21 protein-coding genes are annotated in these 26,893 nt (G+C 50.3%); 6 read left to right on the top strand and 15 right to left on the bottom strand.

What is annotated here, in order from left to right:
• Positions 1-273: 273 nt before the first annotated feature.
• Complete coding sequence (locus PUT07_RS19390) at positions 274-1,137, top strand: helix-turn-helix transcriptional regulator (RefSeq protein WP_274470018.1); 864 nt, start codon at positions 274-276, stop codon at positions 1,135-1,137.
• Positions 1,138-1,154: 17 nt separating this feature from the next.
• On the opposite strand, the gene PUT07_RS19395 is transcribed toward PUT07_RS19390, so the two are convergent.
• The 7 genes from PUT07_RS19395 to PUT07_RS19425 form a co-directional block, all read right to left on the bottom strand.
• A complete protein-coding gene (locus tag PUT07_RS19395; RefSeq protein WP_274470887.1) occupies positions 1,155-1,982 on the bottom strand; it encodes a carbohydrate ABC transporter permease in 828 nt (275 codons plus the stop codon).
• A 73-nt stretch (positions 1,983-2,055) separates the two neighbouring features.
• On the bottom strand, positions 2,056-2,937 hold the full coding sequence (locus PUT07_RS19400; RefSeq protein WP_379240052.1) for an ABC transporter permease: 882 nt from the start codon (positions 2,935-2,937) through the stop codon (positions 2,056-2,058).
• Between the two features lie 226 nt (positions 2,938-3,163).
• Positions 3,164-4,975, bottom strand: a complete 1,812-nt coding sequence (locus PUT07_RS19405; protein ID WP_274470019.1) for a cache domain-containing sensor histidine kinase — start codon at positions 4,973-4,975, stop codon at positions 3,164-3,166.
• Positions 4,972-5,988: a response regulator gene (locus PUT07_RS19410; protein WP_274470020.1), complete on the bottom strand. Its 1,017-nt coding sequence runs from the start codon at positions 5,986-5,988 to the stop codon at positions 4,972-4,974. The genes PUT07_RS19405 and PUT07_RS19410 overlap by 4 nt, the downstream gene beginning before the upstream one ends.
• Positions 5,989-6,079: 91 nt before the next feature.
• Positions 6,080-7,642, bottom strand: a complete 1,563-nt coding sequence (locus PUT07_RS19415; RefSeq protein WP_274470021.1) for an extracellular solute-binding protein — start codon at positions 7,640-7,642, stop codon at positions 6,080-6,082.
• 112 nt (positions 7,643-7,754) lie between these two features.
• Positions 7,755-10,061, bottom strand: a complete 2,307-nt coding sequence (locus tag PUT07_RS19420) for a glycoside hydrolase family 95 protein (protein ID WP_274470022.1) — start codon at positions 10,059-10,061, stop codon at positions 7,755-7,757.
• A 191-nt stretch (positions 10,062-10,252) separates the two neighbouring features.
• Positions 10,253-11,986, bottom strand: a complete 1,734-nt coding sequence (locus tag PUT07_RS19425; RefSeq protein WP_274470023.1) for an ABC transporter ATP-binding protein — start codon at positions 11,984-11,986, stop codon at positions 10,253-10,255.
• Between the two features lie 201 nt (positions 11,987-12,187).
• On the opposite strand from PUT07_RS19425, the gene PUT07_RS19430 reads away from it, so the two are divergent.
• From PUT07_RS19430 to PUT07_RS19450, 5 genes are all read left to right on the top strand, one after another.
• Positions 12,188-13,630, top strand: coding sequence for an ABC transporter permease (locus PUT07_RS19430; RefSeq protein WP_379240056.1), 1,443 nt, complete (start codon positions 12,188-12,190; stop codon positions 13,628-13,630).
• A gap of 12 nt (positions 13,631-13,642) precedes the next feature.
• Complete coding sequence (locus tag PUT07_RS19435) at positions 13,643-15,157, top strand: ABC transporter permease (protein WP_274470024.1); 1,515 nt, start codon at positions 13,643-13,645, stop codon at positions 15,155-15,157.
• Between the two features lie 114 nt (positions 15,158-15,271).
• Positions 15,272-17,101 carry an ABC transporter substrate-binding protein gene (locus PUT07_RS19440; RefSeq protein WP_274470025.1) on the top strand — a complete coding sequence of 610 codons (1,830 nt, stop codon included), beginning with the start codon at positions 15,272-15,274 and terminating at the stop codon, positions 17,099-17,101.
• Between the two features lie 87 nt (positions 17,102-17,188).
• A complete protein-coding gene (locus PUT07_RS19445; RefSeq protein ID WP_274470026.1) occupies positions 17,189-17,644 on the top strand; it encodes a hypothetical protein in 456 nt (151 codons plus the stop codon).
• A gap of 166 nt (positions 17,645-17,810) precedes the next feature.
• On the top strand, positions 17,811-18,239 hold the full coding sequence (locus PUT07_RS19450; protein ID WP_274470027.1) for an SRPBCC family protein: 429 nt from the start codon (positions 17,811-17,813) through the stop codon (positions 18,237-18,239).
• Positions 18,240-18,518: 279 nt separating this feature from the next.
• Here the strand turns inward: PUT07_RS19450 and PUT07_RS19455 are convergent, their stop codons facing one another.
• The 8 genes from PUT07_RS19455 to PUT07_RS19490 all read right to left on the bottom strand — a co-directional run bounded on the left by PUT07_RS19455 (position 18,519) and on the right by PUT07_RS19490 (position 26,778).
• Entirely contained in the window at positions 18,519-20,234 is a 1,716-nt protein-coding gene (locus tag PUT07_RS19455; RefSeq protein WP_274470028.1) for an adenine deaminase C-terminal domain-containing protein, read from the bottom strand.
• A gap of 21 nt (positions 20,235-20,255) precedes the next feature.
• A complete protein-coding gene (locus PUT07_RS19460) occupies positions 20,256-21,317 on the bottom strand; it encodes an ABC transporter ATP-binding protein (RefSeq protein WP_274470029.1) in 1,062 nt (353 codons plus the stop codon).
• A 15-nt stretch (positions 21,318-21,332) separates the two neighbouring features.
• On the bottom strand, positions 21,333-22,121 hold the full coding sequence (locus PUT07_RS19465) for an ABC transporter permease (protein ID WP_274470030.1): 789 nt from the start codon (positions 22,119-22,121) through the stop codon (positions 21,333-21,335).
• Between the two features lie 4 nt (positions 22,122-22,125).
• Positions 22,126-22,947, bottom strand: a complete 822-nt coding sequence (locus PUT07_RS19470) for an ABC transporter permease (RefSeq protein ID WP_274470032.1) — start codon at positions 22,945-22,947, stop codon at positions 22,126-22,128.
• A 27-nt stretch (positions 22,948-22,974) separates the two neighbouring features.
• Positions 22,975-23,907 (bottom strand): nucleoside hydrolase, encoded by a 933-nt coding sequence (locus PUT07_RS19475; RefSeq protein WP_274470033.1) that lies wholly within the window; start codon positions 23,905-23,907, stop codon positions 22,975-22,977.
• A gap of 72 nt (positions 23,908-23,979) precedes the next feature.
• The gene (locus PUT07_RS19480) at positions 23,980-25,077 is read right to left on the bottom strand and encodes an ABC transporter substrate-binding protein (RefSeq protein ID WP_274470034.1); all 1,098 of its coding nucleotides are present in this window, start codon (positions 25,075-25,077) and stop codon (positions 23,980-23,982) included.
• A 266-nt stretch (positions 25,078-25,343) separates the two neighbouring features.
• The gene (locus PUT07_RS19485) at positions 25,344-25,694 is read right to left on the bottom strand and encodes a DUF2294 domain-containing protein (protein ID WP_274470036.1); all 351 of its coding nucleotides are present in this window, start codon (positions 25,692-25,694) and stop codon (positions 25,344-25,346) included.
• A gap of 409 nt (positions 25,695-26,103) precedes the next feature.
• Positions 26,104-26,778, bottom strand: coding sequence for an O-methyltransferase (locus PUT07_RS19490; RefSeq protein ID WP_274470037.1), 675 nt, complete (start codon positions 26,776-26,778; stop codon positions 26,104-26,106).
• Between the last annotated feature and the right edge of the window lie 115 nt (positions 26,779-26,893).

Raw genomic sequence — 26,893 nt, forward strand, 5'->3', positions numbered from 1 at the left:
GTCGCTAAGTTGGTAATCACACTATACGCGGACTGCTTATTTCCACACAACAAACTAATTTCAGAACATAAACCGATTTCCGAAACCCCTGCTGCAACGGGCTTTTGCGAGGTTCGGCACAACCTGAAATAAGCCCCGCCGGGTTACGGGGGACTTGTTCAGTTATAGCGCCATATACAATTGTCTTCTCTTCTTATGCTCGCATCCCCGTCTCAAAATCCGTTTATTTTGCTATAATAAATAGACCTAGCTCTTGTTACAAAGGAGTCTGCCATGACAACACCGTTTCTTCCTGACATGCTGCGGTTCGGCTCGGAAGACGACCCGTTACGAATCGAATTCGACCGTAGAACCGGCTATTACGCGATGGAAAACAACCATTACCATATCGAACATGAATTGTACTATCTGTTTCAGGGGGAGCGCAACTATTTCATCAAAGACTCCGCCTACCGGGTACAAGCCGGCGATATGGTGCTTGTCGACTCTAACGCCCTTCACAAGACGTCCGACCTGCGCGAACCCAACCATGAGCGGATTGTGTTATACTACTCGCCGTCCTTCTTCGCCGGTTATCAATCCGCGGAGAAGGAGCTGCTCCTGGCCCCCTTCGCACTTGGCAATCCGCTAATCCGATTGAACCTCCAGGAGAAGATGCATGTAGAAGCACTGCTTGCGTCCCTGTTGAACGAGCTGAACGAACAGCCGCCGGGTTATCAACTGCACATCCGGAACGTAGCCGTGGAGCTCCTGCTATTCACCTCCCGCTACATGCTGAAGCGGCAGAGCGAGCGGGATGACGAGCTTTCGCCGGTCCGGCACAAAGTGACGGATATTATTCGTCATATCAACCTGCACTTCGGAGACTCCCTCCAGCTGCACCTCATAGCCAAACAGTTCTTTATCAGCAAAAGCCATCTGAGCCGTGTTTTCAAACAAATGACAGGCTTCGGCTTCACCGAATATGTCAATATTACTCGGGTGAGAGAGGCGGAGCGCTTGCTGCGGGAGACGGACTGGAGCATCCTGCACGTATCGGAGCACTGCGGATTCGAGAGCTTCTCCCATTTCGGCAAAGTGTTCAAAAAGCTGTCCGGCGTCTCGCCGCGCTCCTACCGGAAGTTCGAGCGCCCATAGAGTAGGGCCGCCCTCGGTTACGATTTAATCGATCCGACCATCATTCCTTTGATAAAGTGCTTCTGAAGAAACGGATAGACCAGCATAATCGGGATCGTCGCCACAACGATCACCGCCATTTTCAGCCCTTCGGGCGAGACGGACAGCAGCAATTCGGAGGAGACGTCTGCCGAGCCCAAGTTGTCCGTAATCACGATTTCGCGAAGCCGTACCTGCAGGGGAATCAGCGATCTGCTGCTGATGTAGTAAATGGCTTGCGAATACATGTTCCAGTTCCCCACTGCGTACATGATGGCCATCGTAGCCATCACCGGCTTGGACAGCGGGAGAACGACGCTCGAGATCATACGAAACTCGCCGCAGCCGTCCATTTTGGCGGAATCGAACATTTCCGCCGGCAGCGTCATGAAGAAGGAACGCATGACGAACAAGTTGTAGGCGCTGATGGCGCCCGGAATGATCAATACCCACAGCGTATCGAGCATATGCAAATTTTTGAGGAGCAAATAATTCGGAATGAGCGGAGCGTGGAAAATCATCGTGAACAGCACAAGAATAAGCGCCGGCTTCCTGTAAATATATTCGGCACGGGACAATGGATAAGCCAAGCTTGCCGTCGCCGCCAAATTCATGAGCGTCCCGAATACCGTGATCACGACGCTGTTTCGGAATGAGACCCATATCGAGGGGTCCTTCAAGATCATATGATAATTCTCCAGCGTAAAGCCCACTGGCCATAGCCCTACGGCCCCGCTGTTAATGGCAGCCGCATCGCTGAAGGATTGCGAGATGACATTCAAGAGCGGCAGAAACATCGTAAGGCCGATGACGAGCAGGATGATCATATTGCATAGCTGGAAAGCACGCTGTCCTTTGGTGAGAATCACTTCTATTGTCCTCCTTCATCATCGAACTAAATTAGTACAAGCCGCTGCCGGTCGCTCTTTTACTCCAAGCATTGCCAAGCATGATGAGCAATAAGCCGATCACGGATTTGAAGAGTCCGATCGCTGTCGTATAGCTGTATTGGCGATCTATCAGACCTGCGCGATAAACATAAGTATCCAGAATTTGGCCGTTCTCACTGTTCAGCGAGTTTAAGAAGACATAGACTCTTTCGAACCCGAAGTCGAGGAAGCTTCCGATGTGCAATAAGAACAAGATCGTTATTGTCGGCATAATCGACGGCAGCGTTATCGACAGCACCTGGCGGAACCTGCCTGCCCCATCGATTTCAGCCGCTTCATAGAGATCCGGATTAATCCCCGCAATAGCCGCCAAATAAATAATCGTTCCCCAACCGCTATCCTTCCATATGCCTGAGGTAATCAGAATCGAACGAATATAGCTGTTCTCACCGAGGAAATAAATAGGCTCAATATGAAACAAGCCCAGGATGTGGTTGATAATGCCGGTCGTTGGCGACAGGATCCCGATGACAATCCCGCCGACAATGACCCAGGAAAGGAAATGCGGCATGTAGATGACCGTCTGCAGAACTCTTTTGTACCCATTGAACCGGATTTCATTTAACAACAGAGCTAAGATGATCGGCACGGGAAAAGCAAAGAGCAAATCATAAACGCCGAGCAATATCGTGTTCTTGAGAATGATGAGAAACTCATCATAAGCGAACATCCGTCGAAAGTGTTCGAAGCCTACCCACGGGCTGCCTGTTAAGCCTTTGAAGATATTGTAATTCTGGAAAGCAATTGACGAGCCGAGCAAGGGAATATATTTGAATATGACAAAATAAATAAGCCCCGGAATCGAAATGACATATAAAGGCCAGTGTTTCATGACAAAGGCTCTTTTCGCTTTTCGAGATGCAAATGTGTACACCGGCTGGCCGGCTGATTCTGTTTTGGACGCCATGATGTTCTTTCCTTTCTCTCCATCGGAATTTGATGGTCTCATCATACTATGGGCATCCAGGTGAAACCATGGAGAAACTTCAATTCCAGGTGTGTTTTTCAACAATCCAGGCATAAAAAAAGAACCGCAGCATGGCGGTCCTTCCCTACAATCAATTACCCCTGGCCAAGGTAGGCATGACCATGATCAGCTTGGTCCCCTTGTCCACTTGACTCTCGATCTGCAAGCCGTACTGTTCGCCGAACACCATCTGAATTCTCCGGTGGACATTCACCATGCCAATGCCGCCGATGCCTGTGGCAGCGTCCTTCTCTTTATCCGCGAGCTGGTTCGTGTGCAGCTTCTCACGCAGCTCCTCCAGCCTGGCCTCGTTGATACCGAGTCCGTTATCCTCCACGCTAACCCAGAACTTATCTTCATCCTCCCCTGCGTCGATGCGAATATAATGATAATCCTCCACGCCGTCTGCGAAAGCATGTTGGAAAGCGTTCTCGATCAGCGGCTGCAGCGTTAACCGAACCATGTTGTACAGCAAATAATCCGGATGAATCCGGACATCGATATCGAACTCCCTGCCGATACGATGCTTAAGAACGACGAGGTAGAACATAACATGCTTTAATTCGTTCGTGACGGTGATCTCTTCCAAATTCGTCTGTACCGAATAACGCAGCATATAGGCAAGCGCCTTGACGATTTCATATATTTCTTTGGAATCCCGGATGACTGCATAACAGACGATCGTTTCCAGCGTATTGTACAGGAAATGCGGATTTATTTGCAGCTGCAAAGACTGCAGCTCCGCCTTCTGGCGCTCCATCTGACTCTTCTGATCGCTTAACTCGGCTTGATAGACCTGATTGATAAGCTCCGAAAGGCGGGTCACCATGAGATTATAACGGCTCATCAGCTCCGTAACCTCATCCCGGTGCTCCGGAAGCGGAATTTGCACCCAGTTCCCTTGCTCCGTCTGGCGCATTGCACCTCGCAGCAAGCGTATCGGCCCCGTGATCGACCGGCCGAACCGGAATGCGATCCACAGCGCAATACCGAGCGTAAAGCACCCGACAACGATCGTCGTCGTCCGAATCGTATCGCTCGGTTTGCGCAGCTCCGCCACCGACATGGCGACAACCAGCCGCCAATCGCCATATGTGGAGCGCTTGCTCATGAACATTTGCGGCTTGCCGTCCAGAATCGCCGTGAAGGCATGCGAGCCTGCCTCCAGCACCTGGCTGCGTATCTCTTCGGGCAGCTTCGTGGCCGTTCGCTCCGTCTCCGGGTGATACACATACTTGCCGTTCTCATCGGAGATGAAGAAGTAGCCGTTCTCCCCCAGATCAATGCCCTTCCACAGCTCGGACAGCTCGGCCGCCCGCAATTCCACCACCAGAATGCCTCGGGGTTCCGTCGAGGAAAGTCCGCGAATCTGCCGGACCAGCGAGATATTGGGTTGTCCGGTCACAATGCTGTAGTTCAGCACGCTCAGGCTTCCACTCGGATCCGTATTGGCTTTGAGAAATTCCAGCTGTTGTTGAGCTTCCAGCTTGTTGAACGAGCCGCCAACGGAATCATTATAGAAATACATCGCATTGTTATGGAAGGAGATCATATAAATATTGGAAATTTCCGGGTTACGGGCGAACGCCGGTTCAATAATAAGCTCTTTAATCAGCTTGCGCAGCTCATAATAAGGGTATCCGTTCTCACCTTCAGGGAGGTCGATGAACCTCTTTACATCATTGCTGCTCAATAATGACACCATCGACCTCTCATAGCTCCGAATATACAGATCCGTATGGTGAGCGGCATTGCCTACCACCTGTGCCAGCTGCTTCTCCACGATTTGATCCAGTTCGTTGGAGGAGCTCCAGTAGGAGAAAACGCCGACGCTGGTCAAAGAAATCAGAATCACAACCAAATAGGACAGAAACAATTTAGGGTATAAATTCAATCTCTTCATTTCATGCCGAGCGTATCCCGGTAATCCGATGGTGAAATACCGAAGATTTTCTTGAAGGTTTTGGTGAAATGGGGGTAATCCTCGAATCCTACCTCTGCCGCAATGTCCACGGTTCGCAGGTGTGGAACCGCCAGCAGCTCGCGAGCTTTGTTCATACGTTTATGAATCCGGTAACTGACGAAGGTTTCATTCGTCATCTTTTTGAACAAGGTGCTGAAATAATTCGGTGTAATCCCTACCCGATCCGCCACTTCCTTGAGAGAAATATCGACGGACAGATGATTATCGATGTAAGATTTGGCTTCCTCCATGGGATCTTTGAAATTGCCCCGGCGCATAACCAAAATATCCGACATCACAGTTTGCAGCCGATCCTCGAATTCTTGATAAAGCTCCGCCTTGGAAGACGCTTCGAAGGCTTCCGTCATCTCGGTGCTGAGCTGCCGGTTCTTCTCTTGGAACTGTTTCTGCAGCAGCGCTGCCGTATCCAGCAGTTGACTCTTCAGCTGAGCCGCAGTCAAATGGGAGCCGGATTCTTTCCACTCCTCCATAATTTTCCGCAGCTCGTCTTCCTGAAGCAGCCAGATACTGTGTTCGATCCGTTCAACCCAGTCCACATAGCGTGTAACCGGAATATACCCTTGCGATTGCGATTTCATCATACTGTCGAATACATCATGCAGATCCGGCGGTGTAACCGGCTTAAGCAAATAGTGTTTGACTCCGTATGACAGGCACTTCTGCGCGTAATCGAAATCGCTGTAGCCCGACACAACGACCATCATAATATGCGGGTAATTCTCATAAACGTTACGGCAAAGCTCCAAGCCGTCCATCTTGGGCATTCGGATATCCGTCACAAGCAGGTCCGGTTCAAACTGCATAATGTACTCCAGTGCGTCCACACCATTGACCGAAGTTTCAATGTGTTGAAACTTGTGCGTATAGCTTTGCGCCATCATCATCAGGCCGTTGCGAATTACAGGTTCATCATCTACGATTAACAGTCTCATGCTGCCCAAGCCTCCGCCTCCGCTCCAAAGAAAAAAGGGACTTGTCCACCGCTTGCGGGAACAATTCCTTTTTTCCTGTGAACTGACCATCTTAATTTACATTTTTGGAAACGATAGCGCCATTGCCTTTCTTATAACGCTCCGTAGCTTCTTTTATAATATCATTGCCGCCTTTATTCTTATACTCTTCAATCACTTTCGGCCAATCGGAGATCGGCTCTTTGCCGTAAATCATCTTAACCATATGCTCGAGGATAAGTTTCGGTCCTACATCGTCGCCCGCAGGGGCTGCGTCCGGATACTTCGAGAACGATTCAAGCTGCGGTACGAAACGGATCGTGCCTAAGCCCTCCTTGGAGACGACCGTGTCCAGGTACTTGATCATATCGCGCCCGTCCGCGGACATCTCTTCTTTGGCTTTGTTGTAGACGACATCATGCACGAACCAGAACATCCCGCGGAATTGATCTTCCTCAATGGCAGCAGTAGCCGTTGGAGGCGTAAATTTGATTTGGCCATTCTCGGTCGTATACGTATCGCCTTCGATGCCGAAGGAGAAATATTTCTCGGCTTCCGGCGTCAGCATCCATTCGAAGAATTGAATAATCCCGATCGCTTTCTCCTTCGAGACCTTATTATTAATGTAATAGGACGTACCGATACTGGAGTAAAGCAGATGTCCGCCGAAGTTCTCCGGACCGCGAGGGGATGAAATAATTTCAATTTTCCCATCCGGCACCAGGTTCTTCAATTTGTTGCGATAATTGGACAAGCTTTGAGCATTCGCCGACCACATACCGACCTTGCCCGCTTCGATGTTTTTGTTATAATCGGTTGAACTGATGGAGGCGAAATCCTTGGGAATCAAGCCTTCGTCAAACATCGTCTTGAACGTCTGAAGCGCCTTGGTCATATTCTCCACATCGAAAAATTTCGGAACGACTTGCTCACCCTTCACTTCGAATTGCGCAGGGAGCACGTCGAACGCGCCGAGAATCGTATCGGCATACTTGAAATTCTCACGCATTTGGTACGGATTCTCAACCCCGTTGGCTTTGAGCGCTCTCATCACATTCAGAAATTCATCCACTGTTTTTGGTGCGGGAAGTCCTGTTTTGGCAAGTAAATCTGTTCGAATGAAGGTGGCACGGCGGGACGGATTGGAGAGCCACGATGGAATCCCGTAGATTTGACCGTTATAGCTGGTCTCTTGCCACGCTTCCTTTGGCACCGCTTTCATGATGTTTGGAGCATACTGCTTCAATAAATCGTCCAATGGCATGAAGACCCCGGCTTCCACCGATCCTGACATCCCCTTCGTCGTAGCGCCACCGACATTTTGCACGACATCCGGAATATCGTTGGAAGCGAACATCAGAGACATCTTCTGGTCGAAATCTTTCAGAGGAATCATCCGAAGATCGAGATCAACGTTCGTCAGTTCCTCCAGCTTTTTCACCCATTTCTCCTTATTCACATCTGGCGTTTGCTCGGCATATTTGAATCCGCTGGTGCTCATGGACATGGAAAATTTCTGTACGTCTTCTTTCTTGGCTGCCTGGCCCGCCTGCGGTTTCGGATCTCCGCTCCCGCACCCCATCAGCGCGCCAGCTGCCAGAACCAGGGTTAATGTAACAACCATCCCTTTTCTCATTCGTTTCTGCCCCATTCTTTATCGTAATTATCCAACGGAATCGGATATCTACATCTTACCCTCGCTGGGGACGATCAGGAATGTGTTTTTTACCACTGATGTTGTGTTTGTATTAACACTTGAGGAGCCGGTACGTATGTCCCCCCTGCACTTGGAAGCTTGTTAACGGATCCTTGCCGGACCGGGCGACCTCCTGTTCATCCAACATCACGACGATAGGGACGGTGCTGCGAACCGTACAGACACCACTCCTAGATGCTTGTATCGCCGCTTCGCTTAATTGCCCTTCGTCCCAAACCAGATCAACAACATAGCCGCCTCGCGCTCTAATGCCCTTGATACGGCCGGACTTCCACTCGTCAGGCAGGGCCGGCAGCAGATTAAGCTCGCCCATGTGGCTCTGGAGCAGCATCTCTGCAATGCCCGCTACCGCCCCGAAATTCCCGTCAATCTGGAATGGCGGATGTGCGTCGAATAAATTCGGGTATGTGGATTTCTCGAACAGATTCGACAGATAGGCGAGCGCCGAGCCGCCATCCCCGAGCCGTGCGAACATGTTGATGATCCACGCACAGCTCCATCCCGTATGGCCGCCTCCGTTCGCCAGTCTGTTTCGCAGCGTCACCATAGCGGCTTCCGCAAGCTCCGGCGTCGCATGGATGTCAATCTGTGTTCCGGGATGCAGCGCAAACAGGTGCGAGATATGCCGGTGGCCGGGTTCGAATTCCGCATAATCCTCGAGCCATTCCAATAACTGGCCGTTCGCTCCGATTCGCGGCTGCGGAAGCTTAGCCATTCGCTCCGTCAATTGGCTGCGAAAGTCTTCGTCGCACGACAACAGCCCGCTGCTTGCGATGCAAGCTTCGAACAAGGCGCGGACGATCTGCGTATCCATGGACGGGCCCATGCACAGAGTACCTTTCACTCCGTTCGGCAATATATAGCTGTTCTCCGGAGAAATCGAAGGCCCTGTCACATAGGTTCCATCCGGGGCTTCCGTCAAATAGTCCATGAAGAACTCCGCCGCTTCTTTTAACACAGGATAAGCCCGCTCCTGCAGAAAGGTCAAATCCAACGTATACGCATAATGCTCCCACAGATGCATGCTTAACCATGCCGCCCCCATCGGCCACAGGACGCTGGTGGCGAGAATACCCTCAGGCCGGGTCTCCCCCCATATATTCGTATTATGGTGCGCCACGAAACCTCCGCAGCCGTACAGCTTCTTCGCCGTTACTCTTCCTGGGACTCGCATTCTTTCCACCAGCCCAAACAGCGGTTCATGGCATTCCGACAGACCACAGACCTCAACCGGCCAATAATTCATTTGTGTATTAATATTAATCGTATACTTAGACTCCCATGGGGGCGTGAAGCTGTCATTCCATATCCCTTGCAGGTTGGAAGGGAGACTTCCGGGACGGGAACTGGCAATGGTCAGATAACGGCCATACTGGAAATATAGTTCCGTCAACCGCTCGCTTTGCTTCGGCCTTCCCTCCGCTGCCGCTTGCATGAGCTCGTCGGTTGCCAGTAGCTGCTCCTCTTCCGGTGACGACAAGCTGAATTCGACGCGTTCGAACAGCGACCGGTAATCCGCGGAGTGCCTCTGTTTCAGCTCGGCATAAGTGTACGCATCCGCTTCCTCCAGCTGGCGCAAGCAGGCTGCTGCCGGATCGGCCTCCCGGAATGTACTGTTGGCCGCAAATAGCAGCGTCACTTCGGAGGCGCCTTCCACGGAAATAAAGTCGCCGATCGTCTTGATCACGCCATCCGGAGACTTGGCTCTAAGCACGCCGCTGAAGGCAACTCCGTCCTTGCCGCATTCGCCGTTCATCACAATGCTGTCTGAGGACCGTGCATAGCTATCTCCCTCATAAGGACGCCGGTTCAAATTCACACAGAACGTAAGCCCGCCCGGCTTGCTGCAGGTCATATGAATGGCCATCACCTGGTCCGGGTAGCTTGCGAAGATTTCCCTGGTGTAAGCCGTATCGCCAACATGGTAAAGAACCCGGGTTATCCCTGTCTGCAGGTCCAATTCACGCAAGTAAGAGTGGACCTCTCCTTGCCTAATGTTGAAAAACAGCTTCATCTCCCCAAGCGGCTGATACGGATTATAATATTTGGGCGATGAGAACATGGACATCCTCGCTAGATAAGTCGCTTGCTCTACATCACCATCGAATAGCAGCTTGCGAATATGCGGGAGGTTCTCCAGCGCGTCCGGATTCTCTCCCACCTTGGGCCCGCCATACCAGATGGAATCCTCGTTTAACTGGATCTTCTCCTCCATGACCTGGCCGAAAATCATGCCGCCTAAACGACCGTTGCCTACCGGCAATGCCTCCGTCCACTGCTTGGCCGGCTTCCGGTACCATAATCTAAGTTTCTTATTCGCCGCTTCCAGGTTTCTCATAGTCTCTCCTTGTCAACATTTGTTATATGGATTAAAAGATAGCTTAACAAAACCTGACCGTTTTATGTTTGGCTGAATTACGATAAAATGTTGCTGCATTATGATTTGATTCTCATCCGCGCTTTCGGTCACCACGATTAAAAAAAGCAGCCATATCGGCTGCTCTGCATCATTCATACTTCTATTCTCCGTTACTCGCTTACCGCCAGCCAATGCCCGGTCTTCACTTCCACGAACCGCGACCGTTCCAGCCCGTACGGATCCTGAGTCGTAGGATCGATAGGCGGCACGAACTTCTTGCGGGACTCCACCGCTGGATCTGGCACCGGAATCGCAGCCAGCAGCGACTTGGTATATGGATGCAGCGGGTTTGCGTACAGCTCTTCGCTCTCCGCCAGCTCGACGATCTTCCCTTTATACATAACAGCCACACGGTCGCTGATATGCTTAACCATCGACAGATCGTGAGCGATGAACAAATACGTCAGCCCCAGCCGCTGCTGCAGTTCCTCCAGCAGCTTGACGATCTGGGCTTGAATGGAGACGTCGAGTGCTGACAACGGCTCGTCGCAGACGATAAACTCGGGCTCGACAGCCAATGTGCGGGCGATGCCGATTCGTTGCCGCTGACCGCCCGAGAACTCGTGCGGGTAGCGCATAGCATGCGATGCGCTGAGACCGACCATGTCCAGCAGCTCCTCGATCCTTCGCTGCCGCTCCAGCTTGCCGGTGGTCATCCGATGAAGGTCCAATGCTTCGCCGATAATATCGGCAATGCGCAGCCGGGGATTGAGCGATGCATAGGGGTCCTGAAAGATCATCTGCATGTAACGCCGCATCGTCTTCATCTCGCTGCGGGACAGCCGATTGATCGGGATGCCTTTGTACAGCACCTCTCCGCCCGTCGCCTCATGCAATCTCAGAATGGTCCGCCCGGTGGTGGATTTGCCGCTGCCGGATTCACCGACGACGCCAAGTGTCTCCCCTGCGCGGATATCGAAGCTGATATCGTTGACTGCTCGAATAATCTGTCCTTTGCCCAAATTGAAGTGTTGTCTGAGCGACCGGACTTCCAGCAGGGGAAGGTTATTGATTGAACGGCTGACAGCGGAGACTGGCTTGGCCTTCTTCTTCTCATCAAGCCGGGGCAATGCCTGCAGCAGACGAACCGTATATGGATGTTTCGGCGAAGAGAAAATTTCCTGCGTCGTGCCGGTCTCGACGACCTCACCGTCCTTCATAACGACAACACGGTCGCACATTCCGGCAACCACCCCCAGATCATGGGTAATTAAAATAATCGATGTACCGAGCTTGCGCTGAATTTCCTTCATCTGGTGCAAAATTTGCGATTGAATAGTGACATCCAGAGAAGTCGTCGGTTCGTCGGCGATAAGCAGTGACGGCCGGCAAGCAAGAGCAATTGCGATCATCACCCGCTGGCGCATCCCGCCGGAAAATTCATGCGGATACTGGAAATAGCGGGCTTCTGCGTCAGGAATGCCGACCAGCTTCAGCATCTCGACCGCATCCCGATGCGCCTGCTCCTTGCCGAGCCCCCTGTGCTTAATCAGACTCTCCTCAATCTGCCGTCCAATGCGCATCGTCGGGTTCAAGGAGGACATCGGATCCTGGAAGATCATGCCGATATCACGTCCGCGAATCTCCTCCATCTCCGAATCCGTCTTATCCGCCAGATTCTCTCCTTTGAACAGAACCTTCCCGTTCTTCACCTTTGAAGGAGGCGCGGGCAACAACCGCATAATCGTACGTGCCGTAACGCTTTTCCCGCTGCCGGATTCCCCTACGATGCCCAGCGTTTCGCCTTCATGTACCGAGAAGCTTACATGGCGAACGGCTTCAACTTCTTTATCCCTGGCATAGAACGAAACAGATAAGTTGTTTACTTCTAAGATTGACTTCATAGGATCACCTTTGTCTTATGAATAATTGGCAAAATCATTCTATTGATCTGAGTCACTTGCAAAAATATAAGTTTATCAAAATCATACAGAAAGAAATAATATTTCAAGTGTTATTGACAACTTTGATTGCTCAATTTAAAATCTACTATATCGATCGGAATAATGCAATATAAAACTAACCAATAAAAGGAGCACACAAACTTGAGCGGGCACACTGTCCCAATGGATTCCCGTTTAGTCGACCGACTCGGGAACATCTTCATCAAAATGCTATTGCATCCAACTTACCGCATCTTGCTCCTGCTGACCGGAGCTCCCTTGCATCCAGTCATCTATCTCGTCTACCTCCGCCGCAAGAAGGAGAGTAGGTATAAGAATGCGCTGGATAAGTTAGAGCGGGAATGGATTGCATCCGGCTGCAGGGACAAGCTGCTCACGGAGACGAAGGAACAGCTTGTACGCAAGCATCAATTTTTCGGACAAGCCGTTATGCCGGAGAAGCTGGAACGGGATGCTGACCGGATTGCGTCGGCCACATTCAAGGAAGCCTTATTAAGCGAGCTCACAGCCGGGTCCAATCGAGAGGACCAAACGCCGGTCACTTATGCGGATACGTTTGTCCGGTTAATCCGACACCCTGTGTTTCTCACGATATCGGTTATCCTTGGCTTCCTTATGTATGCGCTGATGTTCATCTATAGCAACCCTTATCTAAAATATACAATCGAGCGTCTTTGGATGACCGTCTTTGTTATTTTCGGAGTCGCTTTTCTCGTCTTCACCATTCTCTATGTATCGCCGATGAATCCAGCCGCCAACATTATTGGGGAGACCGCTACCGCTGAGCAGATTGCCGCATTCAACAAGGTATACGGACTGGACCAGCCCTATCTCATTCAGCTCTGGGATACGTTCCGGGGTATACTGACTTTCGATCTGGGCAAGTCATTCGCAGGCAATGAAGTGGTCACCACTTCCATCGCTTCGAAGTTTCCCGTGACACTGACGCTGACCGTCATCTCGACGGTCGCAGCCGTATTGATCGCACTGCCCATTGGGCTCATTTCAGCTACACGGCCTAATTCATTCTTGGACTACACGTTCATGCTTCTCGCTCTGATCGGACTATCGATCCCGAACTTCTGGCAAGGACTGATTCTGATTCTGAATTTCTCTATCAAGCTGCATTGGCTGCCCGCTACATATAATCCGCAGAACGCGTTGACAATGATCCTGCCGATTATCGTATTGGGAACCGGTCTTACGGCAGCTGTCGCCCGAATGACCCGCTCTTCTATACTTGAGGTCATTCACGAGGATTACATTACGACGGCGAAGGCCAAAGGACTGTCGCGCAGGCAAGTGCTGTGGAAGCACGCTGTCGGCAATGCCCTGATCCCTATCATTACAGTCATCGGACTTCAGTTCGGCGGAATGCTCGGAGGAGCTGCCGTGACGGAGAAGGTTTTCAATATCAGCGGGCTTGGAAGCTATATCGTAGACAAGCAGTTCATCCCTGATATCCCAAGCATTATGGGCGGGGTCATCTATACCGCCATCACGATCTCGATCGTCAACGTTATCATTGATATTTTGTACGCTTTCATCGATCCAAGAATACGTTCCAAAATGAAACAATATTAGCAGGTGAGCCGCATGATCCGACAACCCACTCTATCGAAACAACACATGCACTTCAGACTACGTTCCTGTGCCGAATACGGGCAAGCCGGCTTCGCCGGAATAGCTTCGTTGGTTATGGCCTTGGTACTGCTCATGAACAGCTTGCAGGGGGGCGAAGCATCGTTCGTGAAGCCTGTCGTCTTCGCTGCCTTTGCTGCCTATTTGCTCTTCGCGCTGCTCCAACTGGGTACAATGGCTCTGATCCGCAGAGACTTGATCCGCCACGGAGAGCTGCGCCGCACCACCCGCCTAACTGGCTATGTGCTGCTAACCAGTTTGCTGACCGTCAATATCTTTGTCGTAACGGCTGCCTTTCAGCTTATCAAGCGCCAAAAGAGCTCAGCTTACACACTCGCGGTCTACGCGCTGTTGACGACCGTATTCGTTTGCGCCGTATCGGCATTGAACGTCTTTAAGCCATATGTATCCAACTTATTCGTGCCCGGTATGTCTCTTCTGCTGGCGGCCGGAGCCGTTCAATTGATTGCCCTGCTGCTAGTCGCCAAATACGCAGAAAATAAGATCTTGCCCAAGTGGATGTGGATAGTCACCGCCCTGCTGTTGGTGACCTCCGTAACCGGTAATTTGTTCGCGCTGACGCTCGGTGTCCTGTTGATAGCCAAGCTTCGGAATACGGATGGTACGTCAGAATCGAAGCTGAATGAGGTCATCGACCGGCTGTCCCGCAGCACCACCTCAATGCTGGGCTTGTGGTTCATTGGCTTTCTCCTGGCTATCTCCTTGTGCAGCTACTTGACGTTCGATTATGGAATCGCCATCGACAATAATTACGGGGCGATCTTACAAGCTCCAAGCCTGGCTTATCCGCTAGGGACAGACAATTTCGGACGCTGCTTGTTCTCCCGGATCGTATTCGGCGCTCGCATCTCGCTCTTCGTCGGCATCCTCTCCACGTTGATCCCCGTCATCGTCGGCGGGGCATTGGGGGCGGTATCCGGTTACTATGGACGCCATACGGACAATCTCATCATGCGGGCGCTCGATGTTCTGTACGCCATTCCCGGCATCCTGCTGGCCATTGCGATCATCGCCGCTTTCGGCGCCAGTACGGTCAATCTCATCCTTGCGCTGAGCATAGGGGCCATCCCTACGTATGCCCGAACGATGCGAGCTACCGTACTGCTCGTCTCATCGCTTGAGTATGTGCAGGCTGCACGCGCCTTCGGTGCAGGAGATCTGACTATCCTTCTCAGGCATATCGTACCGAACGCCATTGCGCCGATGATTGTCAAGTCCACGTTGACTGTCGGCGGAGCTGTCATCTCAACGAGCTCCTTGAGCTATCTCGGGCTAGGCGTTGAACCGCATATCCCGGAGTGGGGCAATATTTTGAAAGTAGGCAGTTCCTATCTCGAAACACATGCCTATACGGCCATATATCCCGGCCTTGCCATCATTGCGTTGGTGCTGTCCTTCAACTTTCTAGGAGACGGATTACGCGATGCGCTTGATCCCAAGCTGGACTAAAGTTATGCTTCAGGAATTTCCATTCTTACTCCATAGCCGCTACGTTACGAAACATGCAGGATTTCGGTATGAATGTACGTTCATATATTAGATATTAATAGGAGGGCAAGTTCCATGATTAAGAAAAGTAAGATTATCTTCCCCGTTATCCTCAGCGCCACTATGCTGCTAAGCGGATGCAGCCTCACAACCAAGAATGAGGCTGCCGCAACGCCAGCACCAGGAAGTGAGAACGCTGCCGTCAGCAACACTCCCGTTGATATTGAGCTGTTGGGCACGAGCGCGAATGAGACTGACCTTAACATCGTCCGCGATCAACTGACCAAGAACGGCTTCAACGTCAAACTGAACATCCAACCGGATTACGGCACGTTCAAAGCCCAGCAGGACGCAGGCAATTTCGATATCGCCCTGTCCAGCTGGACTACCGTAACCGGCAATCCGGACTATGCGGTGCGTTCCCTCTTCAAAACTGGCGGCGACTACAGCATCATGAGCGATCCCGAGATCGACAAATTTATCGATCAAGCCGCAGCGCAGACACCGGAACAGTACGCGGAAACATACAAGAAATTCGAGCAGCAGCTCGTTTTTGACAAAGCCTATATCGCGCCGCTCTACAACTCGCTCAAAGCCCAGGCGTTTAATCAGGATATTCTAAAGAAAGAGTCTGTACGCCTCTCGAAATCACGTTCCCTTCCATGGGAGGAGCTGGACTTCAAGGATACCTCCAAACGTGCCAAGGATCCTATCATATTGCAATCATCGCTTCCTTCATTAACGTCCCTTGACCCGATTAAGGCTAACGATGGCTCCATTAATATTATCAACACGAACATGTACGTGCGCTTGCTGAACTTAGCAGACGACGACAAGCTGACCCCCGAAGGTTCCCTGTCGTATAACTTTGCAATCGCCGAAGGCAATTCCGACTATTATTTCATCCTGCGGGACGATATTCGATTCGCCGAGATTAAGGACAAGCTCGCGGCCGATTCCGGCGAACGCGTAGGCGGAGAAGATGTCATCTTCTCACTGAATCGCGCTAAGGACAAAAATTCCGTTCCGAATCACCGCACCTTCACTTTACATGAACATATCAAAAACGTTGAGCTTGTAACGGACCCCGCCGTTCTCGAAACCGTCAAAGTGTCAGGCAGTTCTGACACGGTCAAATCCGCATTGGAAAAAGGCCTTGATGCGAAAATTTCGTCATTGGTCTCCGACAAAGCCAAGGCCAGCAATAAGGAAGGCAAGTATCAGATCGTTAAGCTGACAACGACGGAGCCCTTCCCGCAAGTATTGAACTATCTCGCCCACCAATCGGCGGGTATCGTCTCGAAGAAGCAAGTCCAAAGCATTAATACGTACGATGTGGCGAAATACGACGTGAATAAAGATATCTCTTACGGCGACCAGGTAACCGTTACCGAAGGCGCCAAATACAATAATAAGTTGTATACAAGCGGTCCTTATATCCTGTCCTATAAAAACGATTATGAGGCTGTCTTCTACAAAAACCCGGGATACATGAAAGGCACGAAATACGAGCCCAAAGTAGACTCGATTAAAGTTCGCTTCATTAAAGACGCGGAAAGCTCCCTGTCGGCGCTAAGGAGCGGTGAGATTCATCTGTTCTACGGCGTGTCCGAGATTAAATTCGACGTTGTGAAAGCCGATAGCAAGCTTTCGCTCCAAACGATTCCTAGTAACGCTGTGTCTTACCTGTTGTTCAACACCAAGAATCGCGAAGTGGCGAAGAGTGCCGACTTGCGCAGAGCCTTGCTGTACTCTCTGAATCAAGACGAGTTCCTGGCTTATTACAAAAACAATAAGTTCAAAGCCGTATCGACGTTGAGTCCGCTAGTCAAAACGGGCTTGGAAGTCAAAGCCGATCCGGCTAAAGCGAAAGAGTTCCTGAGCAAATATAAAACTAGCAAGTAAACCGCATGCAAAAAAGACTGCCTCATTCTGAAAAATGACGTAGCAGTCTCTTTCTTGCATCGTACTCGCAGATAGGAGCGATTAAGGATGTCCTCTTCCGAAACAAACCTGGTTAAACTGTCCCAATGGGATGCGCTTATCCTGGAGTCGCTTAAGAGTCTAGGTTGGCAGGCCGATGAGCTGCTTCGCCGGGTCCGTGACGGCGAGCTCCCCACAGACGACAGCAAATTCAAATTCGACTATACGCGCTTAACCGAGCTGGCGGGCAGCGATTCGGCTGCCTTCGAACATGCCGTCCGGCATGGGTACCGAATCAAATACAATACACTTCGCGGCATCGCCAGCTGGCTGCTGCTCGCTTACGGGCATGAAGCCGAACTAAACCTGGAGCCAAGTCGCGAATCCGTCGTGGCTCATCTTACCGAGAAGGAGCGCGACGGATTGAAAGCTGTGCTTTCCTATGGATGGGTCGTACACGGCAAACATGACGCTTCACCCGAAACGACATCTACTTACATCATCGAGCCATTGGTCCGAGGTTGATGTTAGATATGACTAGACAGCCCTTTCGTCATTCATGGCGGAAGGGCTGTCTTGCGTATCCAACCGATTTCGTTATTGTTATTATTATTGTAAAACTTTCGATTCCCATCCTGGTAATGGTATAATTAGTCAGAAGTCCAAATCTCTATAGTGAGGCGGTAGGATAATGGAAACAGGTAACAAAGTGACAATAACGGTTGAAACCACAGTCCATGCACCGGTTGAGAAAGTATGGGCCAATTGGACGGAACCGCAGCACATTACGCAATGGTCTTTCGCTTCCGATGACTGGCATGCGCCGAACGCTGAAAATGATTTAAGGGCTGGCGGTAAATTCCTAACCCGAATGGAAGCTAAGGATGGCAGCTTTGGCTTTGATTTTGGCGGTGTGTATGATGAAGTGAAAACAAACGAATTGCTTGTGTACACGCTCGGAGATGGCAGACAAGTGACCATTCATTTTACTGCGCAAGGTAATGACACCAGAATTGTTGAAGAGTTTGAAGCGGAAGGAACGCATCCCGTCGAGCAGCAGCAAGCAGGCTGGCAGGCGTTTCTTGACAATTTCAAGAAATATACGGAGAATGCTAAGTAATCTTGGGCATACCCATAGAAATAAACCTTCCTTTCGGAAGGTTTATTTTTATGGCTCGAACACCTTAATTTTCCTTAAGTTCGCGCTGATTCTATCATAAATAAGTATATTGCCTGTGGAATCAATCGCATATTCGGGGGATATGCCTAACGTAAATCGTGATTCTTGGGGATACCCCGCCTTAGTAGGCATAGGTTCATAGTTACCGGTCAGATTGTTATAGAGTTCATCCGGATTCAACGCAAAAAGCCGCGATTGACGCAGCGGCTTCCTGCTGGATTATATACGATTGATAAGGAGAGGCACGACAGCCCCCTGATTCACGTCGATTAAGCCGAAGTCGGTGATTTTCAAAGCCGGACTGACAGGCAGTGAATGCGTGCTGATGGACATGATCGGATTATAATGGCTATAGCCTAACGACTCCATCGCTTTCCGCAATTGTTCCACTTCCGACGCAACCTCTTCGAGCGGCGCTTCGGTCAGAATCCCGCCAACCGGCAGCTTCAGACCGGCGATCACTTTGCCATCCTCTACGACGCTGAAGCCCCCTTGATTGCGAATCACTTCATTGGCGGCGATCATCATATCGCGGGCATTGTGTCCGACAACGAGCAAATTATGATTATCGTGGGAATAGGTCGTCGCCACTGCGCCGCGCTTAATCGTATCGCCGCCAATCAAACCGTAAGCGCGGTTGCCGTTTTTCCCATACCGTTCGAATGTAGCAATAAGTCCCTTGCCGCTTTCCTGCCAGCGGAGCTCCCCCGCGTGAACATCCACCTCAACGTGCTGTTCTTCCGTGAACGTTGATCCGTTCTTCACCATCATGGCGCGGCAAGCATAACGGCCATCCGCCGCTTCCGCCTTGACAGCGAAATCGGCTTCCGTTAACAGCGGCATATGGACGCTCTCATAATAATGCGCAGGAAAAGCTGGAGAGCTTGCCGTATACGTGTACGCCTCCTGAACATCATAGACCTTGCGTCCGTTCTTGAAGACTTGATCGATCGTCAAATGATCAAGATCGGTTACTAATTGAAAGTCACCGATTTTGCCCGGCGCAATTACGCCGCGGTCATACATTCGCATTCTTTTGGCCGGCGACAGCGTACTGGCATAAATCGCATGCTCCGGTTTCATGCCCATCCGGATCGCTTTACAGACAATATGGTTCAAGTGCCCCCTCCGCTCGAACGAATCTGCCATCACATCGTCGGTTACAAAGCAGTAATGCTCGGACACCTCATGCTCCATCAAATACGCCATCACTTCAGGCGTCATGGATTTCTCCTGAATCTCAATGAACATACCTGCCGCGATCCGGGCCTCCATGCCCTCAATCGTCTGGTGCGTATGGTCGGAATCGACCCCGCTGTAGATCATCCGGTGCAAATCCAGATCCAATAATTTCGGCACATGCCCCTCAATAATGAGATGAGGATAATTCTTACGAATATGGCGCAGAATTTGGTTCGTTTTGCAGTCCGGATCCGTGATCACGTCAACATAATTCATAATCTCGCCCAAACAAATAATTCGCTCCGTCCGCAGCAGCTCATCCAGATCCGCAATCTCGATCGAGCCCCCGGTCGTTTCCATCGAAGTGGCCGGTACCGAGCTTGGAATGGCATAGAACATATCCGCCGTGCAATTCTTGCTGGCCTTGATGAATTCCTTAACCCCGTCAAGACCGAACACGTTGGCGATCTCATGAGGCTCCGGCACGATCGTCGTCACACCGTTGCGAATGAGACCGTAGGAGAACGTCTCCGGCGTGACCATCGTACTTTCAATATGCAGATGGATATCAATGAGACCGGGGATCATGTAACGCCCGTCCCCATCTACGGTTTCGGCCGCTTCGAACGTGTCCGCGCCATTCTTCCCGATATATAGAAACTTGCCATCCAGCAAGGCGGCGTTGCCCTTAATGAATGTCTTGAAGTAGCTATTGTATATCTGTACATTCTCGATCAGCAAATCTACTTGCATATGTCTTAACCTCCAAGTACACTACTCAACTAATACCAATTTCTCGCTTGGAAAATGAAGCCCTACCTCTTGACCGTTCGCATACGGAGTTTCCATCTCTTTATTCACGGTGAAATCTCCCAGCGGCGTTTCAACGACATATTGATAGCTTCTCCCCAAGAAGGTGCTCACCTTCACACGGCCCGTCAAGCGATTCGGCCCATCCTCGATTTCGGCAGGCAGTCCGATCCCCACGTCGTCCGGGCGAATAGCCCCTTTCAGGCCAAGCTGCTCGCCTTTACCGGCATCCTTCGTTACCGTGAACATGCGTTCTTTCACCTTCAAGGCGATATGTTCGTTGGTATCAAATCTTGTATCAAAGGTGATGAAATTCGTAAACCCGATGAATCTGGCAACGAACTCCGTTTTCGGATATTTGAAAATCGTCGCCGGTGCGCCTAATTGCTCGATAATCCCTTTATTCATAATGGCAACTTGATCCGAGATCGAGAAACATTCCTCTTGATCATGGGAAACATAAACCGTGGTGATCCCCAGCTCCTGCTGGATCCGCCGGATCTCGACCCGCATGTTGATGCGCAGATTGGCGTCCAGGTTGCTTAGGGGCTCGTCGAAGAGCAGCAGCTCGGGCTCGATGACTAGTGCTCTGGCGATGGCTACCCGCTGTCTTTGGCCTCCCGAGAGCTCTTTCGGATAACGCTTCTCGAATCCGGACAAGCTGACGACATCCAGAATCTTCCGGACACGACGATCCAGCTCGGCGCCGCTCACCTTCCGAAGGCGAAGGCCGAAGGCGACATTATCATAAATCGACAAGTGCGGAAACAAGGCGTAGCTCTGGAAAACGAAGCCGAAATTGCGCTTGTTAACAGGGATGCGTGTGTAATCTTTGCCGTTTAAAGCGAATTTGCCGGCCTTAGCTTCCAGGAATCCGGCGATGAGCCGTAACGTCGTCGTTTTGCCGCAACCGCTTGGCCCTAGCAGCGAAATCAAGTTTCCTTTGTCTACTTGCAAGTTGAAGTCCTTCAAAATATATTGCTGATCATAGGCTACAGAAATATTCTCCAGCGTAAGCAATGCCATGGATGTAACCCTCCGTTATCGTTTGGTGAAGTAGGATAATCCCATCAACCGTTCAATGATGAACATAAGTACCGCGGTGAAGATCATGAGCAGGACCGAAATAGCGGCAATCGTCGGGTCAAAATGATTCTCCACATAGGTCAGCATTTGGATAGGCAGCGTGCTGACCCCCGGCCCTGTCATGAAGACCGAGATGTCGACATTATTAAACGATTCCAGGAAGGCAATCAGAATCGCCGCAATAATACCGGATTTGATGTTCGGCAGAACGACTGTGAAAAAAGTTTTCAATTGGCCGGAGCCCAGACTTAATGCCGCTTCTTCAATGGCAAAATCGAAATTCGCCAAGCTCGAGGCAATGACTCTAATAATGAAAGGTAGCATAATCACCGTGTGCCCGATCAGCAAGGCTGCATAGATGGGAAGGTGATAAGTGACGATCAAATACTTCAGCATCGTGAACCCCAGCACGATACCCGGAATAAGCACGGGAGAAATAAAAACGGCATTGAGCGCCTCTTTCCCCTTAAACGAAAACCGGCTTAACGCATAGGCGGCCGGAATGCCAAGCAGCAGAGCGAACAGATTGCCGATCAGCGATACGATGACAGAGGTGACCGCGGTCGTCATGAACATCTTGACTTCCAGAATGTTGCGGTACCACTTCAACGAGAATCCTGTCGGCGGAAATTTCAATACGCTTCCCGGCTCGAATGAAGCAAAAGCTATAATAACGAGCGGCCCGAGCAAGAATACATAGACAAGAAACGTAAATAAGGCCAGTCCTCGATTCTTTTCCCGCATATTACTACCCCTTCGGATTTAATTTGGTCGCCAGCTTGTTCATCAGTGCGATGACGACGAAGGTAATCACGATCATAATGACGGCGATGACGGAAGCAAGATACCAATCGTTGAGCGTAATCGCATTCTGATAGAGGAAGGTGGAGATGACCCGCTGCTTGCCTCCGAGCAATGCAGGCGTCGTGTACGCCGTCAAGCTTCCGACAAAAACAAGAATACTGCCTATGATTAGGCCCGGCACGCTGAGCGGCACGATGACTTTGACGAAGGCCGTGAACCGGTTAGCGCCCAAGCTCTCCGCCGCTTTGATCAGATCCGGATCAATATTCTCAAGAACGCCGACCAGCGTAATCAGAATGAGCGGCAGGAACAAATGGATCAGACCGATCATCATCGCTGCCGGCGTGTACAAAATATCAAGCGGCTCTTGAATGAGACCGATGGCAAGCAGCACATTATTAAGCAATCCTTTTTTTCCCAAAATGATCATCCAGCTGAACGACCTGACCACAGAGCTCGTCAACAGCGGAAATATCGCTAAGGCCAGCAGAACCGCCTTCATTCTCGGACTCTGCTTAGAAATGTAATAAGCGACCGGAAAGCCCAGCAAGATACAAAGCAGCGTGGTTACGAGGCTGACACGCAGCGTCGTCAACACGATCTTAAGAAAATAAGGGTCTTTGAAGAAATTCATGTAGCCACCGAACGTAAATGACCCTTTGTCAAAAAAAGTTGAACCTATCGTCAGAAGGATCGGGACTACCATGAATACCGTCAGGAACAAAAGTCCCGGCAGCAAAAGCAAATATAAGTACGTTTTTTTCATGCAGCTTACTCCTGTTCCTAAGGTTCGCTAAGCACGCAGCGTGCGGATGAAAAGTTGGAGAAATTCGTCGGCCGATACCTCTAAACACACATGAACATTAGCTTCTCGCGCCAGACGGCCTTGGAAATCGCAGACCGTTTGCCCGTCGCAGAGCTCGCTTCGCGTTTCAACATCAACATAATACTGTTTGGTTGTAACCAGCCCTTTATTCAGTGCCACCCCGACAGCAAGCGGGTCGTGCAAGGCACAAGCTCTAACTCCGTTGCGTTCATAGTAACGCTCCATATACGCCGCTGTGCTTTCTTTGACATACCGGCCAATCGGCGAGTCCCCGAGCTGGCGGATATGCTCCTCTGTCAGCAGCGCTTTCCGGGTTACATCCAACCCAACGAGCGTTAACGCCGGGAAACCCGCTTGGCAGACGATCTTGGCGGCTTCCGGATCGACGTACATATTGAATTCCGCCGTAGGGGTTACATTGCCGAAGCCTTGGACGACGCCGCCCATCACGATGACTTCCTGTACCTGATGAACGAGTTCAGGATACTTCATAACAGCCAAAGCCAGATTCGTTAACGGTGCTGTCATGACCAGCGTGACTTCTCCCGGATGGCGCTTCACTTGGTCGATGATGAAATCAACGGCATGCCCTTCTGCAGCCTGTATATGAACCGGCATATCGCTTAATGCGCCGCCAAGCCCGTCATGACCATGAACGCGATGCTCGAAAAAAGTTCCCCGCATCAAAGGCTTGTTCGCTCCTTTGATAACCGGGATCTCATGCTCCATGCCAAGCAGCTGCAGGATCTTGCAAGTATTCTTCGTTGCTTGGTCCAATGAGACGTTGCCGTTCACCGTCGTGATCCCAAGCACATCCATCTCTCCGCTGCGGACGGCGAGCAGAATGCCTAACGCATCGTCGATTCCCGTATCCACATCGAGGATGACCTTTTTTTTCATGACTGTGCCCCCTTCTAGTCCATTTGAAAAAACAAGGGTATATCCTGTTCATATACCCTTGTGTGCATGTATTTATTGAGCGACTTCTTTGTTCCAGCGGTCAATCCACGATTTGAGATGCTGATTGACGAATTTCATATCCAATTTGTGCAGCCCGCTCACGACATCGGCGCCGTAAGTAATCCCTTGCGCATCTTCAGCCGAGAGTTGAAGCGTCGTGTTCACCGGTGAATCCACTTTGGCCTTCGCCGATTTCTCCTGAACTTCCTTGCTCAAGTGCCAGTTGATGAAATCTTCCGCCAGCTGCTTATTCGCGCTTCCTTTGACTACGTTGACCGTATTCATGATGGCATAGGCCCCTTCGGTCGGGGAGATGAACTTCGTATCCGGCACGGCCGCCTTCAGATCCTTCACGTACATTTCCATAATCGGGCCGGCGGCAATTTCACCTTGGGAGAACATATTGACGAATTCGGACGTTTGGCCGTAATACTTCACGACGCTTTTGTTCAATTCTTTCACTTTGGCGAAAGCTTGATCCTCATTGAACGTCGTGTTCCCGGCTACCAAAGATGCCGCATCCAGGACCATCGGCCCCGTCGTGGACGTAATGTTAGGCATCGTCAGCTTCTTCGCGAGTTCAGGACTCCACAGGTCGCTCCACGACTTGATCTCTTTGCCCGCTGCTTTGGGGCTGTAGGCAATCCCCAAACGGCCTACCGTATAAGCCGGACCGTAGTCCTCTCCGAGCGGAGCTTTGGCGATATCGTAGATATCTTTTAAATTCGGAATGCGGCTGCGGTCGATTTTCTCGAACAATCCCGCTTCAATCCCTTGTTGGGCATAATAATCGGATAAATAGATAAGATCCACTTTGGAAGTGCCTTGTTTCACTTTATTCAAACGTTCGGAGTTATTCCCGATCTCCAGGACAATCTTCACATTATGTTCTTTCTCAAACGGTGCGTAGACTTCTTTCTTGAAGAAATCATCCGAGAACCCCCAAGTAGAAATAACCAATTGCGTAGGCTCCCCTTTGGCTGCTCCAGCAGGCGATGCCGCTGACGTACTGGCTCCCCCTTGTTCTTGCGAAGGCGCAGTTCCGCACCCCGTCAACGCCAAACCTACTACTGATAAAGAAATCAAACCTCGAAGCATTTTTTGTTTCATCTTCAACAACCTCCCAATTTCTTGTTCATATATAGTTTGATGCGTAAATCCCGTGTAAAATTTTACTAATATTCTACCCTTGTCATCGGCAGATCTATCCGCCTTGTTCCCAGCTATAGCTATAAAAAAACAGAAAAGTGCCCTTGGTAGAAGAAAAACTTCTAACAAGAGCACTTTCCATCGTAAACAATGTAAAGAGACATCTGTCTAAGGATATGAACCGGTTGGCTCTTAAGATAGATCAAAAGAGAATAACCGACATCTGACTATTTCGCTGGTTTGAGAATAATGTTCGTTATAGCCCATTGAGTCGGTGGATCATAGTCTCTTAAAACCGCCTCCATGGACAAACCGAGTTCCTGCTCCAGCCTTTCCCGGATTCGCTTCTTATAGATCGAGGACATATAGAAGTCGACCTCGTGCTTCAGCGTCGGGGCCTCGCCCTCCAAAGCAGTAGAGCGCGGTGAACGGCGATGCTTGGCATGAAAGGTAATGATGTTCTGTTCTATCGATACCTTGAGCAGCGTTGTGCCAAAACCGAATAATTCCTTGGATATCTCGTTATACAGGTGACATAGCTTCTTCTTAAATTCATTCGAATCATCCGGCAAGGACATGATATCACCTTCAAACACAAATAATAAACAAGTATGTGGGGCAACTATATTCATAATACAGAGATTTCTCGAATTTATCAAGACAATCGTTCGTGATTTTATCTGAATCATGCTTGCATTTACCTTCAGCCATTCAAAAACCGCTCGATTTCCGAATGTCATGACAAAAAAAAGAAGCTGAAACCATCAATTTCAGCTTCTTGCTTGCGTTTTACCTGAAAGGAGAACTCAACAAATTGCAGGCGATACTTCATTTCATTTTCAATTCCACAATGGATACACTTTATATAACGAACATTATCCGGTAAATCAGTCTTGCTTCCCGTTCCATTCATAACGCAATAAATGATAGTATGGCCATTGAATTAACGAATTATACATGATGCCGCAACAAATTTGATCGTTTCGTTTACGCGCTTGTCACGATCCCCATGACGAACCCGTCATATCCTTTACTTCCGACAGTCTGAATGGCGGTTGCCGTGATCCGCGGCTCATCGGCCAGCAATTCATAAAACGCTCTTACCCCCTTCACACGCGGATCCTCCGTATGTTCGTTAATGATTTCACCATCACGAATGACATTATCGCCAAGAATGACCGTACCGGGATGCGAGAAATGAAGCGCCCATTGCAAATAGTTAGGATTATTAGGCTTATCGGCATCTATGAAAATGAAATCAAAAGGAGCGACGCCCTCGTCTTTCATCCGTGCCAATTGTTCCAACGCATCGCCGACCCGAAGCTCGACAAGTTCATTCAACGAAGCGAGCGCCAGATTGGCCCGCGCCACCTCGGCATGATGCGGATCCAGCTCCAAGGTGACCAACTGGCCCCCGGCAGGCAGCGCTCGGGCTAACCATATTGTACTGTATCCGCCCAAAGTACCGATCTCCAAGATCCGTTTGGAGCCATGCATGCGAACCAACAGGTTGAGAAATTTCCCTTGATTCGGCGTAACGTCATAAGGCGGCAATCCTGCCTGTTGATTGCTTCGCAGAACGGACTCCAGAATATTATCCTGCGGAATCAATTGCTGAGTAATATACTGGTCTACATGTTCCCATACGTTGGCTTGATTCATTCCGATCACGTCTCCTCTTCTTTTGTACTTCTGCTATCAGTATAGAGGAGTTATAATCATAAATATAATATAAGATTAACGACTATTTATATATTATTTGTATAAGTCGCAGAGA

The organism is Paenibacillus sp. MAHUQ-63 (assembly GCF_028765165.1).
Taxonomy (GTDB): domain Bacteria; phylum Bacillota; class Bacilli; order Paenibacillales; family NBRC-103111; genus Paenibacillus_E.